This window comes from Anaerobacillus sp. ABR4_321 (assembly GCF_056158505.1).
The window spans coordinates 2,072,491-2,088,047 of record NZ_JBSWTK010000001.1 but is presented as its reverse complement, the minus strand read 5'-3'; the positions used below and the strand labels follow the sequence as shown (position 1 = coordinate 2,088,047).

Genomic DNA, 15,557 nt, shown 5'->3' with positions numbered 1-15,557 from the left:
GCGGCTTACATATTAAGCGTTCAAATCGTATCGTTTACCTTTTACAACATAAATCACACTTTCAGAGATATTCGTGCAGTGATCACCAATTCTCTCAATGTAACGACAGATAAATGCGAGTTGCTGAATCTGACTAATACTATCAGGGTATTTTGTCATGAGTTCGAGTAGTTCTTTTACCAATCGACCATACATCGTATCGATTTCGTCATCAGCATCCGCAACAGCTTTCGCTTGATTCACATCTTCTTCATAGAAGGATGACAATACTTCTCTTAGCATGTTGTTTGCTTTTTCAGCAAGAGCAGGTATCTCTTCGATTGGCTTTACGAAAGGTTTATCACCGATTCGGATGATCGACTTCGCGATGTTAACAGCCAGATCGCCTACTCTTTCAACATCAGTAGAAATTTTAAGCGCTGAAATCAAACGACGTAAGTCTGAAGCAAGTGGTTGCTCTTTTGCAATAAGCCAGATTACTTTTTCGTTGATCTCTTCTTCGAGTTCATTAATTTCGTGATCATTATCGATGATTTCAAGAGCTTTCTCTACATCCTGGTTTTTCAATGCTTTAATTGATTCGTCAACAGCGAGCTGAGCAAGAGAACCTAGCTCTAACAGTTGAGCTTTGATTTCATCTAATTGTTCTTGGAAATTTTCTCTAACTACCATAAACAGTCACCCCCGAAATTTTTAACCGAAACGGCCAGTAATATAGTCTTCTGTACGCTTATCTGATGGATTAGAAAACAGCTTGTTCGTATCAGAGAATTCAACCACTTCACCATTTAGGAAAAAGGCTGTTTTATCGGAGATTCGAGCTGCCTGCTGCATGTTATGCGTAACGATGATGATACTGAATTCTTTCTTCAATTCTTGAACGAGTTCCTCAACTTTAAGTGTAGAGATCGGATCAAGTGCGGATGTTGGCTCATCCATCAAGATAACGTCTGGTTCGATTGCAAGACAGCGCGCAATACAAAGACGCTGTTGCTGTCCACCCGAAAGACCGTATGCATTTTCATTCAATCGATCTTTCACTTCTTCCCATAGAGCTGCGCCTTTTAAGCTTTTCTCTACGATTTCATCGAGTACTTTTTTATTCTTGATTCCGTGGATTTTAGGGCCGTATACCACATTCTCATAGATAGATTTCGGGAATGGGTTTGGCTTCTGGAATACCATTCCTACTTTTGTACGAAGATCTTCAACTTTATATTTGCTATCGAAGATATTATTGTCACGGTATTTAATATCACCAGACATTTTTACGATCGGCACCATTTCAACCATTCTGTTTAGGGCTTTGATAAATGTAGACTTTCCGCAACCTGAAGGTCCGATAATTGCAGTGACCTTATGTTCAGGAATTTCAAAGTTAATATCCGTTAACGCTTGATCTTTCCCATACCATAAGTTGAAGTTCTCAATTTTGTATACTGATTGACCATCTGCTTTTTGTTCAGCTTCAGCACGTTGAGGTTTTTGGATCTTTTTTTCATCCATAATTGTTTTCATGATAACATTCCCCTTTTCATGTTGATGAGTAGAGCACGACTTTTCTTATAAACGTTTTGAAAATTTATTACGAATTAACACAGCGATAGAATTCATGATTAAAAGCATAGCGAGTAAAACAATAATTCCAGCTGCCGCTACGTCATGGAATTCTGTTTGTGGACGACTTGTCCAGTTAAAGATCTGAATCGGCATAACAGTAAAACCAGAAAGAAGGTTCTCAGGTAAATATGCAACGAACGTAAGAGCTCCAATCATTAGGAGTGGTGCTGTTTCACCAATTGCTCTTGATAGTGCCAAAATTCCCCCAGTCAAAATTCCTGGAATTGCTGCTGGTAGTACGACTCTGCGAATGGTTTGCCACTTCGTCGCTCCCATTGCGTAAGATGCTTCCCTTAATTCTTTCGGCACAGAACGAACGGATTCCTGTGAAGCTACAACGATGATCGGCAAGATCAATAAGCTCATCGTTAAACCACCGGCAAGAACACTACGTCCCATCTCAAGCATACGAACGAATACTGTCAGACCGAGTAAACCAAATACAATAGATGGCACACCCGCAAGATTTGAAATGTTCAATTGAATGAACGTCGTAAATCGGTTTTTCTTTGCGTATTCTTCAAGGTAAATCGCTGTACCAACTCCTAGAATCAATGAAACAGGTGCAATGACTCCCATAACCCACAAGGAACCATAAAATGCAGCCTTTATTCCTGCTTTTTCAGGGAAACGTGATGCGAAGTTTTGAAAGAATTCTAAGTCTAAATACCCAATTCCTTGAGTGAATATCCGATAAAGGAGGATAACGAGAACAACAAGCGCGAACATAGTAGCCCCAAAAAAGACTCCTTTTAGAACGTTGTTCTTCATCAACCTCGTTTGCATTTTACTTTTAACTTTTGATTGATCGATTAATTGCATTAGTATTCCTCCCTGAATCTTCGAGAAATATATTGAGCGATGAGGTTCATGATCAGAGTGAATAAGAACAGCGTCATCCCTACTGCATAGATACTATAGTAGATCGTTGTACCAAATCCAGCATCTCCAAGACTCACCTGAACGATATACGAAGTCATCGTTTGAATCGACTCGGTTACGTCCATTGTTAGCTTAGGTGTAGCACCACCAGCTACCGTTACGATCATTGTTTCTCCGATCGCTCTTGAAATAGCTAGAACAAATGAAGCGATGATACCAGAGAGAGCTGCAGGTAGAACAACTTTCACCGCAACTTCAAAACGAGTTGCACCTAGTCCGAGAGCACCTTCTCTAATTGCATTTGGAACAGAACTCATAGCATCCTCAGATAGGGAAGCGACCATTGGTATGATCATAATCCCAACCACAATTCCTGGGCTCAAAGCATTAAATACAGGAAGATTTGGAATAACGTTCTGCAATACCGGAGTTACAAATGTTAGCGCGAAGAATCCGTAAACAATCGTTGGAATTCCTGCTAGTACTTCCAATATCGGTTTAATAAATCGTCTTACACGATCACTTGCATATTCACTCAAATAAATGGCAGCAGCTAATCCGAATGGGATTGCTACAAGCATAGCAATAACTGTAATCATAAGAGTTCCTGAAATAAGCGGCCAAATACCATAGTCAGGATCCCCTTCAAAGAAAGGATACCAATCTTTATTTGTAAAGAACTCCACTATTGAAACGCGGCTAAAGAACGTAATGGTTTCAACAATAAGTGTAAACACGATTCCTAGCGTCGTTAGAACTGAAAGAATAGCACATACAAGCAATAAACCAGGAACCAATTTCTCCATAAAATTTAATCTTGTTTTTTGCTTATCTTTTCTATCTTTAATCATCTGACGAATTGATCTTTCCATAATAGTACTCCCCCTCACACTAGAGCAAAACAGGTTAAAGTGAGGAGTAAGTTCACTCCTCACCAAACTGTTTTCAATTCATTATTTTCCAGCGATCTCGTTAAGCTTATCCATAGCTTCTGTATACTTCTCATCAGGTAGAGCTACATAACCAACAGCTTCAGCCATCTCACCAGCATTTTCAATCATAAACTTATTGAAGTCATATACTGCAGGGTTGTCTTTTACAGCAGAATGCTTAACATAAGTGAATAGTGGACGAGAAAGTGGCTCGTACGTTCCATCTTGAATTGTTTCAGCGTTTGGCTCAATTGCTTCGCCTTCACCATTTACAATTGGAACAACATTTAAATTATCTTTGTTTTCAAGGTAGTAAGCATATCCGAAGAATGCCATACCGTTTTTAGATCCAGTTACACCGTTAACAAGAACGTTGTCATCTTCAGAAAGTGTAGCTTCTTTATTCATTTGCTCTTCTTCTAGAACAACTTCATTGAAATAGTCATACGTACCAGAGTCAGTACCTGGGCTAAATAGTTCGATCTTTTCTTCAGGCCATTCAGAGTTGATTTCACTCCACATTGAAACTTCGCCAGTCCAGATTTTCTTGAGATCTTCAATTGTAAGCTGATCTACCCAATCATTCTCAGCGTTTACAACGATAGAAAGTCCATCTTTTGCAACTTCGAATTCAGTAAATTCAATTCCAGCTTCTTCTAGTGCAGCGACTTCCTCTTCTTTGATCGGACGAGATGCGTTACTCATGTCAGTCTCACCGTTAGAGAATTTTTCAAATCCACCGCCAGAACCGGAAACACCTACACTAACTTGAACCTTAGGTTGAGCAGCTGCATATTCTTCAGCTAGAGCTTCAAAGATCGGGAATACAGTAGAAGATCCGTCAACCATTACTTCTCCTGATACTTCTTCTCCGTTTCCAGACTCACCGCCAGCGTTGTTTCCTGCGTTTTCTGAGTTGTTTCCACAAGCTGCTGCGAAAACCAAAATCAATGACATTACTAGCATTAGTGCGATGCCTTTAAACTTCATGTGTTTTTCCCCCTAAATGGATGTGTTTTTTTGTATGGGTCATTAGGACTGCTACTGACCTCTCAACCACAATTACAAGAATACAGCTTGTTTATTAATTGCATATAAACCGATTGTAAAGATAGTGTAAATGCTTGTAGAAATGCTGATTTTCTTGCATATAATTGTGAATTGTTGTCGAAATCGCAGGACTTTAGACCTGATTAATCCTTACTCTTCCCAAACCAAAAAGAAAAAACCGCATTTCTGCGGTTTTTTATCTCATTCTTTATCCTTATTTTCAATTTCACTTCCACTAGGTACTTTCGCCTTGTTTTTGAGGTCGAAATAGGCATCTAATATTCTTCCGCCTATTTTCTTATTAACAAAGCCAGAGCTCGAATCGTTTACTTCCGGTATGACAACAGAAAAGGCAACCTCAGGATCGTTATAAGGAGCAAATCCTACAAGGGTCAAATTGTACTCCTCTCCGATCTGAGCCGTTCCTGTCTTTCCAGCTGCAACATAGTCATCACTCTGAAAGAAGTTATAATTCGTTCCTGCAGTTCCTTCTTTCGTATTCATAACCATCCACATTCCCCTTTGAATGTGTTCTACTTCATCTTTGCTCATTTTTACTTTATTCAATACTTCAGGAGTATGTTGAAAAAGAACAGTATTGGACAGTGTATCGCTTTCTGATGGTTCATGTACTTCTTTTAATAGATGAGGTTTAATGCGATAGCCTCCATTTGCAATCGTAGAAACGTATTGCGCCATTTGCATTGGCGTATACGTATCATACTGTCCGATCGACAAATCAAGTAAATTACCGAACACCCCAATTCCTCCATTAAGACCTGCACTTTCACCAGGGAGATCGATTCCAGTTGGAACACCTAATCCAAATTGAGAGAATGCTTCTCTCATTTGATTGTACGCTTCAGGATTATAGCTACTCCTCTTATTAGGTTCGTAGTCATACCCTGCCATCATCATTGCGATTTTAAACATATAGACGTTTGAAGACTTTTGTATTGCCACTAAATCCGATATTCTGCCCATCGCTCTAGAGGTATAAGAAGATTTGGTTTGACCATTCGAAAATCGAAGCACCTCATCTACTAGCATATCGTTGGGATTAATGACATCATATTGATACCCAGTTAATACTGTAGCTCCCTTAATCGTAGAGCCCATCGCATATGAATCTCCGATCACACCAAAGGTTCTGCCCGTATACTTCCCATTATTATAAGCTTTACCTGCTATTGATAGAACTTCACCAGTAGCAGGGTCCATCATCACAACATACCCTCTAGTCGCACCATATTTTCTGGCATCACGTAATTCTTCTTCTAAAATTTCCTCTACTTGTTGTTGTAGATCGATATCGATCGATAAAACAAGATCATTTCCGCGTTGTCCCTCTATTACTTCTGGCTCACCAATCGGCTCACCGGATTTATCCGTTACAAATTTTTGTTTTTCTTTTTGTCCTTTGAGAAATTCTTCATATTGCTTCTCAAGATAGCTAATACCTACTTGGTCATTCCTATCATAATCTCTAATTCGGTAATAAGTAAGGCTTTCACGAGGAATGTGTCCTACATTTCCAAAGATTGTTTGAAGCGTCTCACCATATGGATATTCCCTTGTCGCGTCAGCTTGAATATCAACTCCAGGTAATTCACCGAGGTTTTCACTAATGCGTGCGATCTCATCTTCCGTTAACCCCATCTTAATCGTTTGAGAAGAAAGAGCGTACCCATTATCCATCGCTCTCTTTATGGCTGCTACTTCTAGTTCAGTCTCATCAGCTTTTATTTCAGCTAAATCTTTATCATCGATGCGCTCTATTTGGAGCTTGTAAGCCTCTGTTGAATCTAAATTCTCCCACTCTTGTTCTGAGAGCTTCTGTTTCGCTTCTTCTGGGCGAGTCACGATCCAATAATCCTTTAAATCCCGATCTGTAACTTCTTCAGAATCTTTCTCGATTAGTTCGGCGAGTTTTCTTGCAAGATCTAATCGTTCTGATTGATTCGTATTTTGTGTTCTTATGTAAGTAAGAGCGAACTCGGGATTATTATCTACAAGAACTCTTCCGTAACGGTCATACATCTTTCCCCTAGGCGCACTTGATTCTGCCGTTACATTTTCAGTCTGCTCTGATACCCGTTCATATTCTTCACCGTCCACAATTTGAATGACGCCAAGACGCAATACAAGAACTGAAAATAAAATAAAAACGGACAAGAATAATATATTTAACCTTATCGGCACGTGGTTCTTTTTCTTTCTATTAGGATTCACGTTATTCTTCCTTTCAACAAACAATTAGGCACCTGTAGAGTACAGGTGCCCTATCCCATATTTATTTACTATACTTAGTGATACACCAATTGTAAAGGGTATAATGAGCTATTGAACTGGCTCTACCGACTTTTCACTAAAAGCCCTAACAATCTTGAGTTTTCTATAGAAGAAGAAAATAATGGAATGACCAATTCCTAGGATCATCAATAGTGTAGGTACGATTTGAACATCGTTTGAAATCGAGATCGCTATTAGAAACACTGTAATCGATACAACCCTTCCAAAGTTTAAATACACCTCTCTTACTACAATGTACTCAATCCTCATTTCCGCAGCATTCCAAGCTTTTCCGATCACATCGTATGTTAGTGATACATATGGAACAAACAAAACGGGATAAGCGATTGAAATACAAATGCCGTAAAGCAGCAAGCGCGGGAACGTTAATTCAAATAAAAGAATAACCACTGAGACATATAGCATAATTCCTGCATAAAGAATTGCTTTTATACGAAAACGTGGTTTTATTAATCTTGTCGCAAGGTAATAAACCAGGAACGAAACAGCGGAATTCACCAAACCAAATGTTCCTATCGCAAGCTCACTGCCAGTCGTAATAAATACGAGAACAGCAATGACAAAAATAAATGTTCCCTCTCTTAACCCTTGGAAGAAGTGAGCATGAAGAACATTTAGCCAATCGCTGTTCGATTTACGTTCGTTGAAAACTCGCATGAATGAAAAGTTGCCTTTCGCTGATCGCCTCTTTAAGAAAAAACTCAAGATAACCGCAGCTGAGAAAAGCACCAGTGAGACTCCAAATATGATTTTGTACCCCGTGTATGATTCAAGACTTGAAATGACTACTCCTGCGAAAATAGGACCGATCATTCCAGCAAAAGAAGTTAGAAGTCCTAGAAAACCATTAAAAAAATCTCTCGTATCAGGCTCAGTTATTTCAAATGTTAATACATTAAACGCAAGCCAATAAAACCCAAACCCAATTCCAAGCAGTGCTCCCAATAAGACGAGTAACTGGCCAGCATTTTGCCCTAGTAGTAAAACCGTAATATAAAATAGCGCCAAAAAGATTACGCCGATTCTCAATACAATCACTCGATCCATCTTTTTAGCCCATCGTCCAGCTAAAATAAATGTAAGCGGTTGACTGATGACAACTGAAAGGTTGTAAATCGCAATATCTGCAAATTCACCTGTTTGTTTCCATAAATAAACGTTTACAAACGTATTTGAAAGAGCAATGCTCAAAGCATACAATCCGCCGATCGTTAATAATAAGAGTAGATCTTTTGTAACAGCTATATCACCCATTACGTGTTTAAGTACTTTCATGGCAAACTCCCCTTTTTTCCTCCTCCCTTATTTTGTATTAATTCTGTCTCCTTATGCGAAAGATTAGAAATGGGTAAGATGTTTTTGAAAGGAGAGTTCGATGTATTATTTTATCTATACAGGGGACGTCATTTCTCATCAAATTAAGAATACTCTTTTATCACAACTGATTTCTTTTGCGACAAAACTTGAGCAGCCACATACATATAATGAAGAAAAAAATTCATTAACGCTGCCTACATTCTTCATATCGATCAGGGAAAATCAAATTTTTTCCTATAGCAAGTACGATTTCAATGATGGCTGTGCAATTACAGACCTTGTTATTGGCTATCTATTAGAACATCTGGGAAGCGTCTATACAAGAATAGAACCATAAAAAAGCCCCGACAATACTGTCGGGGTTTTGGCTATTATTTTGCAGCTTCGTAACGCTTAGCTACTTCATCCCAGTTAACAACATTCCAGAATGCACTGATGTAATCTGGGCGCTTGTTTTGATACTTAAGATAGTAAGCATGCTCCCAAACGTCAAGGCCAAGAATTGGAGTAATGCCTTCCATTACAGGAGTATCTTGGTTTGGAGTACTAGTGATTTCTAGTTCTCCACCTTTAACGATAAGCCATGCCCAGCCAGAACCAAAGCGTCCTGCAGCAGCACTAGCGAACTCGTCTTTGAAGCTTTCAAAGCTTCCAAATTTCTTTTTGATTGCTTCGCTCAAGTCACCTGATGGTTCGCCGCCACCGTTTGGACTAAGTACTTGCCAGAAAAGTGTGTGGTTAGCATGTCCGCCACCATTATTTCTTACTGCAGTACGAATTCCTTCAGGTACAGCATCCAGGTTGCCAAGAAGATCTTCAAGGCTTTTGTCAGCTAAGTTTTCATGACCCTCAAGTGCACCGTTTAGCTTTGTAACATAAGCATTGTGGTGTTTGCCGTGGTGAATCTTCATTGTTTCTTCGTCGATATGTGGCTCTAGAGCGTTAAAATCGTAAGGTAGTTGTGGTAGTTCAAATTTAGCCATTGTAAATCTCCTCCTTTAAAAGTATGTAACCCTTGTGACTATTGCGTCACAAGTCATGATCACAATGTATCACATTTTTACAGTAGCAGATTTATCCTTTGTTTTCAAATGTTTAACATCGTGATATCGTCACCACTTTTTATAATTCCACACATAAAGAATCGTAAACATAAAAAAACCACCTACAAGGTGGTGAATCGATGTTAATATGGTGGCTCCGGACGGAATCGAACCGCCGACACGTGGATTTTCAGTCCACTGCTCTACCGACTGAGCTACAGAGCCATGATTGTTAATTTTATGTACTATTATGTTTGAAAGAGTGAACTCAAATTATGAGTTTAGGTTACCCCTAGAGGGACTACGATTAAAAATTAATAAGGAAGATAAATCGACGTAGTTAATTTTTTTAAATTGGTTGCGGGAGCAGGATTTGAACCTGCGACCTTCGGATTATGAGCCCGACGAGCTACCGAACTGCTCCATCCCGCGACGATAAAATCATACGATTATTAACTTACTTTTCCATACTTAGAAGAAAGATGGCGGAGGAAGAGGGATTCGAACCCCCGCGGGCCGTTAAGCCCCTGTCGGTTTTCAAGACCGATCCCTTCAGCCAGACTTGGGTATTCCTCCGCGTATGGTGGACCCTGCAGGACTCGAACCTGCGACCGGACGGTTATGAGCCGTCAGCTCTAACCAGCTGAGCTAAGGGTCCAATGTAAATGGGGCGACTGATGGGAATCGAACCCACGAATGCCGGAACCACAATCCGGTGCGTTAACCACTTCGCCACAATCGCCATTGTGTTAAGTTAATATGGTAGCGGCGGAGGGGATCGAACCCCCGACCTCACGGGTATGAACCGTACGCTCTAGCCAGCTGAGCTACACCGCCATATGGCTCCACAGGTAGGATTCGAACCTACGACCGATCGGTTAACAGCCGATAGCTCTACCACTGAGCTACTGTGGAATATCTCTTAACGACAAGAATAACTATACCATATAGTTTAAAAAGAAGTCAATAACTTTTGTGATATAATTTTTATTGCTGAAAATCAGCGATGAAATTACTATAGCATGGTTTTGTCCCTTCATCAAGATTACTAAAGAACATAAACAAGAAAGATAACAATCATTATTGCCTGAATAGCACCTTTCATTAACGCTCCCCCAAGAAAACCAAGTAAAGATCCGACTCCTACATTAATCGACTCTCTTAATGGTTTTCGATGAAAGATTAATTCCGCTCCCACTGCCCCAATGAAAGGACCAAGAATAATTCCTAGAAAAGGGATAACGAAAGGTCCGACCAATAACCCTATAGTACTTCCCCATATGGCGGCTTTCGATCCTCCATATTTCTTGACTCCAAATAAGTTGCTAGCATAATCAGCAAGAAATAGTAGCGCGGTAAATAGAATTTGAATAATCCAAAAAGAAATTGTCATTGAACTAAATTCGAAAAATACACCGTACACAATATATCCTATGTAAATAAAAAGAACCGATGGAATGATTGGATAGATGAGTCCTACAAACGCCACTATAAACGATGCTATTATGAGTACCCAGTATAAGATATCCATGTTGCCCCCCTTTTTCTTCTATTATATAGAATAAAAAAAGTCAGGGCTAGCTAAGCCCCGACTTTTTATTACTCTTCTCCGATAACTGCTTCTGCAATATTAACAGCGTGATCACCTATACGTTCTAGGTTACTGATCATATCTACAAAGACGATTCCTGCACTTCCTGTACATTCGCCTTCATTTAACCTCATGATATGCTGCTTACGAAGAGATCTTTCCATTTTATCGATCTTATTCTCTAATTTCACAACTTCTCGAGCCTTCTCAACATCCCAATTATCCAATGCATCAAATGCCTGTTGAAGAGTCGTAAGCGTAAGATCAAACATTTGATCGAGATCTTTCATAGCTACATCAGTCATCTTCACTTTGTTGCTGATCTGATAATCAACGAGCTCGACGATATTTTCCATATGATCTCCAACTCGCTCAATATCACGAACTGAGTCCATCAACATACCATGTCGAGTTGACTCCTCAGCTGAAAGAGAGGTTGCAGATAGCTGAATTAAATAATCTGTGATCTTTGTGTCTAAGTTATTGATCGCGTCTTCATATTGAGCAGTTTTCTCTGCACTTTTTTGCTCTTTTGAAGTGACATATTTCGAAGCTTCTTTTACACCTTTATAAGCAAATTCGCTCATACGAATAACTTCTTCTTTTGCTTGTCCAAGCGCGACAGATGGAGAACGTTCGATAAATACCGGATCAAGGTGCTTTGGCTTATACTCGATCGCAGTATCATCACCAGGAATAATTTTTGTTACTAATACAGCAAGTAATGCAATGAATGGGAACTGAATGATTGTATTAGAAACATTAAAAATACCGTGTGCAAATGCAATAGTCATTTCTGCATTTAAATTAAGTGCATCTTGGATATATGCAATGAAAGGTGTGTACAGTGATAATATAATCAAGAACACTGTAGTACCAATTAAGTTAAATATTACATGTGTAAGTGCTGCCCTTCTTGCTGCAACTGAGGCACCAATCGATGCTAAAACAGCAGTTACTGTCGTTCCTATGTTATCTCCGAATAGAACTGGCATAGCAGCTTGTAGGGACATAGCATCCTGAGAGAATAAACTTTGCAGAACGCCAATCGTAGCACTTGAACTCTGTACGATGACAGTAAATACGGTACCGATGACTACTCCCAATATTGGGTTTTCACTCATACTAACCGTAAGATCTTGGAATACCTGAAGAGTTCTTAAAGGTTTCATACCGTTACTCATCAGTTCTAAACCATAGAATAAACCACCAAAACCAAAGATGATCTGTCCAAGATACGTTATCTTTTTGTTTTTAACAAAGAAGATCAATGCTGCACCAATAAATAGGATAGGTAGTGCGTAATCTTTGATAGGTATACCAATTATGAATGCTGTTACAGTTGTTCCTATATTTGCTCCCATTATAACTCCGATAGCCTGCTTAAGAGTCATAAATCCTGCATTTACTAGTCCTACTGTAAGAACTGTAGTGCCTGAACTGGTTTGTAACAAGATAGTAACGACTATACCTGCTAACACACCCATGAATGGGTTCGTTGTGAAGCGATCTAATATATCTCTTAACCGATCGCCCGCTGATCTTTGAAGGCCATCACCCATATACTTAAGTCCAAACAGGAAAATACCTAGACCTCCCACAAACTGAAAGATCATCTCCTGAACGTTGAGTTCCATCATTTCAACCCCTTGCACCATTTTATTTTTTTCGACAATACTCAACAAAGTCCCTTGTCTATTATCTACATCACCCTTTCTTTTGTAAAGACTAAATATAGATTTTGTAATGATTTATTCACAAAGGGAATGAAAAACTTTAACCGAGTTTATTGTTCCCTAAGTGGAATATAAGCTAAACTAGTTTATGGGTTTGTGTAATTAATGGAAGGAGATTTGAATTTGAACATATTTAAACAACTATTTTACAGCCTTTATTCTCCAAAGATGATGGCGCGCTTTCGTTTTCAAAAGCTTGGAAAACCGATCTTATATGTTTTTCTTTTAATGCTTCTTGCATCCGTACCAGTTGGAATTCTAACCACCGTTACATTTACGAATGCTTACGATGAATTGAAATCCCATATAAGTGACGTTCCTGAATTTAAACTTGTAGATGGAACGTTATCTGCTGATCAAGATGAGCCGTATATCACGAAGGAAGACGGAGAAACATTTATCTTTGACGCTACTGGTGAAACAAAACCTGATGATGTAGAAGGATATCAGACTGTCATCGCATTTTTAGAAGACAGAATAATGATTAAAGACTCTGGTACATTACAGGAATTTGATTATAGTAACTTCAGTACGATGAGTTTCACAAAAAGTGATGTGATTGAACTGTCACAAACACTCGATGATTTGCTTCCTATCTTTATACCCCTTGTCATTTTCGTCGTGTATCTTTTACAAACAGGTCTTAAATTTATAGGTGTGACGGTCCTTGCTACAATTGGTTTGACCTTGAAAAATATGATCAAGAGAAGAGTTTCCTATAAGCAGCTTTGGATACTTTCTGCCTATTCTGTAACGATACCGACGTTATTTTTCACTATTATGAGCCTGTTACGTACGCAAGTTCCATTTGGCTTTTTAGTATACTGGTTCGTAGCGATCTTGCTATTGTATATGGTACTGAAAGAAATTCCACTCCCCAAAAAGAGGCAAGAATAATCGTTAGAACAAAAGAAGTCCTCCCGGTGTGCCGGGAGGACTTCTTTACACTTGCAGGGTTTCATCAGCTACTTTTTCTTCTATCAAGATTCTTGTTCCATCCACATCTGTTATCGTTACAGTAGTACCTTCATCGATCCATCTTCCAACTGAAATAGCGCTATACTTCTTATTATTCACTTCGATCGTTCCACTTGGCCTAAATGGTGTGATCGCTTTTGCTGTATGACCTACCAGGTCTTTGTATTCACTATTCATCGAGTTATAACCCATATCACCACTTAATCGATCTTTTAAGGTCATTTTCGTCCACATCTTCCTCGCAGTAAATACCTTCAAGAATAAGAATGATGCAGCTGCTCCTAATAGAAAACCACTAGATACGAGAAGTCCGTATATGAAAGAAGGTGAAGGTAACGCGACAGCAGTAATCATGATAAGGATACCAATTAATCCAAAGGTACCATCGTTTAGTAACTTTCCGTCAAGCACCACTAAACCAAGACCTACTGCAAAGACCAATCCCATCCAGAGGATTGAAACTGTCGACGTAAGGTGGAAACTGAAATAAAGCGTTAAAATCAATATCCCAATCAGTCCAAAAATACCTTTTGTGCGCACTAGAATTTCCCCGAATAAGAATAAGACCCCTAATAAGACGACGATGAATCCAATCGCAGGTACAGCTAAAATATCCATCCAAAACCGCCTCCCTATTTATTCCTCTATCCTATATACGAATGAAGATCAAAAAAGTTTCTCGGTTTTTATGATTGAAACGCCCCAGCGATGCTATCGATGATCGATTTAATAAAATCAATAAACTTGCTAATAAAATTCTTTGTTTCTTCCTTGTTTAGAAATTCATTCAAGTTTTCTTTTGCATTCTCTAATTGGCTTCTAACTTGGTCCCAATCAATATTTAAATTCTTCATTCGTTCAAATAACGCAACAAGGCCGTCTAACTCCTCATTTGTTAATTCAATACCTGAGTCTTTTGCGATTTGTTGAATTAGACTTCTAAGCTCTTCTTCTGTTTCAGGTGGATTCGATGCTATCTCATCTTTTATCTTTGTCATTAATTCTGTAGCTTTTTCAGCTCCAATGCTTTCACTTAGCTTAGCTGTCTTTACAAGCTCTTCATTTGCGACTTGTTTTTGCTCTTCTGGTATCACTTTGTCCATACTGACTTCATACGCTTTTATCAAACCAGTGAGTGCAGCCGTTCCAGACACTTCAATGGGTGCAGTGACATAAACGGCAGCATCCTTAACACCAGCCGTTATCAAAGCGTTTGTATACATCTCATCGGTTACCCAATTGATGTTGTTGGTTTCTACACTCAACCCTTCATCCTTTTTGCCTATCGTGATCGATGATGATGAAAGAGCACGTGTTCCGATCAAGCCTTTACTTATATAATCACCAAGGTATTTATGTTCTTCTTCATTCGATACCGTAACGGTTAATGCTTCTTCTGGAGCATTCATTTCTTTCAATAATTCCTGTTGTTGACTCTCTGATAAATCTTCACCAAGCGTAATGATGACGTCCCCTTCACTGGCATCAGCCAATGCATCTATAGGTAATACGAACACAAGCAAACTAACTGTTAATAAGTATGGTAAAAGTTTTTTGATCATCATTCATTCTCCTTTATTTTAGAAGTAAGGAAAGTAATACACCTATATGCATGTTATTTTACTGCAGTCCTTCCTCAAAGAAAAGAAAATTCGAAAAACAGAGGAATAACCTCGTGGGACAAGCATAAGGTAAAAGTAAAAACAGTTAAGAAAGCGGGGTTTGCAATGCGTAAACTACTAACTGCTTTTATAATAATTCTCGTCCTTCACACCACCTATTACGATTTAACTACCGGAACTCTTGCAACGTATAATCCTCCTGCAGTACAAGTTGTTTCCGAATCCAACGAGCAGGGAGAAAAGCCTTATGTCCTCTACAAAGTAGCTGCGGGAGATACGGTTCTTTCAATTGTTGAAAAGACGAACGGTTCGATTCCAGTTTCTATAGATACTGTGGTAGATGATTTTAAACAGTTAAACGGAATTTCCCCTACACATATCCAAATAGGAGAACAATATAAAGTTCCATCTTACATGGATGTGGAAACCCAGTGATTATTTCTTGTCAATCGTATTCATAAGTTGCTACAATG

General features: G+C 39.0%; 15 protein-coding genes and 7 tRNA genes. 3 read left to right on the top strand and 19 right to left on the bottom strand.

The window, feature by feature from the left end:
- Positions 1-12: 12 nt before the first annotated feature.
- The 7 genes from phoU to ACXADT_RS10735 form a co-directional block, all read right to left on the bottom strand.
- A complete protein-coding gene (phoU, locus tag ACXADT_RS10765) occupies positions 13-672 on the bottom strand; it encodes a phosphate signaling complex protein PhoU (protein WP_270179286.1) in 660 nt (219 codons plus the stop codon).
- A gap of 21 nt (positions 673-693) precedes the next feature.
- A complete protein-coding gene (pstB, locus tag ACXADT_RS10760; protein ID WP_442865119.1) occupies positions 694-1,509 on the bottom strand; it encodes a phosphate ABC transporter ATP-binding protein PstB in 816 nt (271 codons plus the stop codon).
- Positions 1,510-1,563: 54 nt separating this feature from the next.
- Entirely contained in the window at positions 1,564-2,442 is an 879-nt protein-coding gene (gene pstA, locus ACXADT_RS10755; RefSeq protein ID WP_270179287.1) for a phosphate ABC transporter permease PstA, read from the bottom strand.
- Positions 2,442-3,353: a phosphate ABC transporter permease subunit PstC gene (pstC, locus tag ACXADT_RS10750; RefSeq protein ID WP_474814753.1), complete on the bottom strand. Its 912-nt coding sequence runs from the start codon at positions 3,351-3,353 to the stop codon at positions 2,442-2,444. Before pstC ends, pstA begins: the two co-directional genes overlap by 1 nt.
- Before the next feature lie 102 nt (positions 3,354-3,455).
- Positions 3,456-4,424, bottom strand: coding sequence for a PstS family phosphate ABC transporter substrate-binding protein (locus ACXADT_RS10745; RefSeq protein WP_474811110.1), 969 nt, complete (start codon positions 4,422-4,424; stop codon positions 3,456-3,458).
- Between the two features lie 261 nt (positions 4,425-4,685).
- Entirely contained in the window at positions 4,686-6,716 is a 2,031-nt protein-coding gene (locus tag ACXADT_RS10740) for a peptidoglycan D,D-transpeptidase FtsI family protein (protein ID WP_474811108.1), read from the bottom strand.
- 108 nt (positions 6,717-6,824) lie between these two features.
- Positions 6,825-8,072 (bottom strand): MFS transporter, encoded by a 1,248-nt coding sequence (locus ACXADT_RS10735; RefSeq protein WP_474811106.1) that lies wholly within the window; start codon positions 8,070-8,072, stop codon positions 6,825-6,827.
- 100 nt (positions 8,073-8,172) lie between these two features.
- On the opposite strand from ACXADT_RS10735, the gene ACXADT_RS10730 reads away from it, so the two are divergent.
- The gene (locus ACXADT_RS10730) at positions 8,173-8,451 is read left to right on the top strand and encodes a hypothetical protein (RefSeq protein WP_474811104.1); all 279 of its coding nucleotides are present in this window, start codon (positions 8,173-8,175) and stop codon (positions 8,449-8,451) included.
- Positions 8,452-8,485: 34 nt separating this feature from the next.
- On the opposite strand, the gene ACXADT_RS10725 is transcribed toward ACXADT_RS10730, so the two are convergent.
- The 10 genes from ACXADT_RS10725 to ACXADT_RS10680 form a co-directional block, all read right to left on the bottom strand.
- Complete coding sequence (locus tag ACXADT_RS10725; RefSeq protein WP_270179293.1) at positions 8,486-9,097, bottom strand: superoxide dismutase; 612 nt, start codon at positions 9,095-9,097, stop codon at positions 8,486-8,488.
- A 209-nt stretch (positions 9,098-9,306) separates the two neighbouring features.
- Positions 9,307-9,382 (bottom strand) — tRNA-Phe (locus ACXADT_RS10720).
- 130 nt (positions 9,383-9,512) lie between these two features.
- Positions 9,513-9,589: transfer RNA gene (locus tag ACXADT_RS10715), tRNA-Met, on the bottom strand.
- Between the two features lie 51 nt (positions 9,590-9,640).
- Positions 9,641-9,733, bottom strand: a tRNA-Ser gene (locus tag ACXADT_RS10710).
- Positions 9,734-9,738: 5 nt separating this feature from the next.
- Positions 9,739-9,815: transfer RNA gene (locus ACXADT_RS10705), tRNA-Ile, on the bottom strand.
- Between the two features lie 8 nt (positions 9,816-9,823).
- Positions 9,824-9,899: transfer RNA gene (locus tag ACXADT_RS10700), tRNA-His, on the bottom strand.
- A gap of 18 nt (positions 9,900-9,917) precedes the next feature.
- Positions 9,918-9,994: transfer RNA gene (locus ACXADT_RS10695), tRNA-Met, on the bottom strand.
- A 3-nt stretch (positions 9,995-9,997) separates the two neighbouring features.
- Positions 9,998-10,072: transfer RNA gene (locus ACXADT_RS10690), tRNA-Asn, on the bottom strand.
- A gap of 133 nt (positions 10,073-10,205) precedes the next feature.
- Positions 10,206-10,688, bottom strand: coding sequence for a DUF456 domain-containing protein (locus ACXADT_RS10685; RefSeq protein WP_474835231.1), 483 nt, complete (start codon positions 10,686-10,688; stop codon positions 10,206-10,208).
- A 68-nt stretch (positions 10,689-10,756) separates the two neighbouring features.
- Positions 10,757-12,385: a Na/Pi cotransporter family protein gene (locus ACXADT_RS10680; protein ID WP_270180593.1), complete on the bottom strand. Its 1,629-nt coding sequence runs from the start codon at positions 12,383-12,385 to the stop codon at positions 10,757-10,759.
- A 222-nt stretch (positions 12,386-12,607) separates the two neighbouring features.
- On the opposite strand from ACXADT_RS10680, the gene ACXADT_RS10675 reads away from it, so the two are divergent.
- Positions 12,608-13,381 carry a DUF1189 domain-containing protein gene (locus tag ACXADT_RS10675; RefSeq protein WP_474835233.1) on the top strand — a complete coding sequence of 258 codons (774 nt, stop codon included), beginning with the start codon at positions 12,608-12,610 and terminating at the stop codon, positions 13,379-13,381.
- Positions 13,382-13,426: 45 nt separating this feature from the next.
- Here ACXADT_RS10675 and ACXADT_RS10670 read toward each other — a convergent pair whose 3' ends face one another.
- A complete protein-coding gene (locus ACXADT_RS10670) occupies positions 13,427-14,080 on the bottom strand; it encodes an NfeD family protein (protein ID WP_474811101.1) in 654 nt (217 codons plus the stop codon).
- A gap of 68 nt (positions 14,081-14,148) precedes the next feature.
- Positions 14,149-15,024, bottom strand: a complete 876-nt coding sequence (locus tag ACXADT_RS10665; protein WP_474811099.1) for a DUF1002 domain-containing protein — start codon at positions 15,022-15,024, stop codon at positions 14,149-14,151.
- Between the two features lie 165 nt (positions 15,025-15,189).
- Between ACXADT_RS10665 and ACXADT_RS10660 the strand changes: the two genes are divergently transcribed.
- On the top strand, positions 15,190-15,519 hold the full coding sequence (locus tag ACXADT_RS10660) for a LysM peptidoglycan-binding domain-containing protein (protein ID WP_474835235.1): 330 nt from the start codon (positions 15,190-15,192) through the stop codon (positions 15,517-15,519).
- The last annotated feature ends 38 nt before the right edge of the window (positions 15,520-15,557 follow it).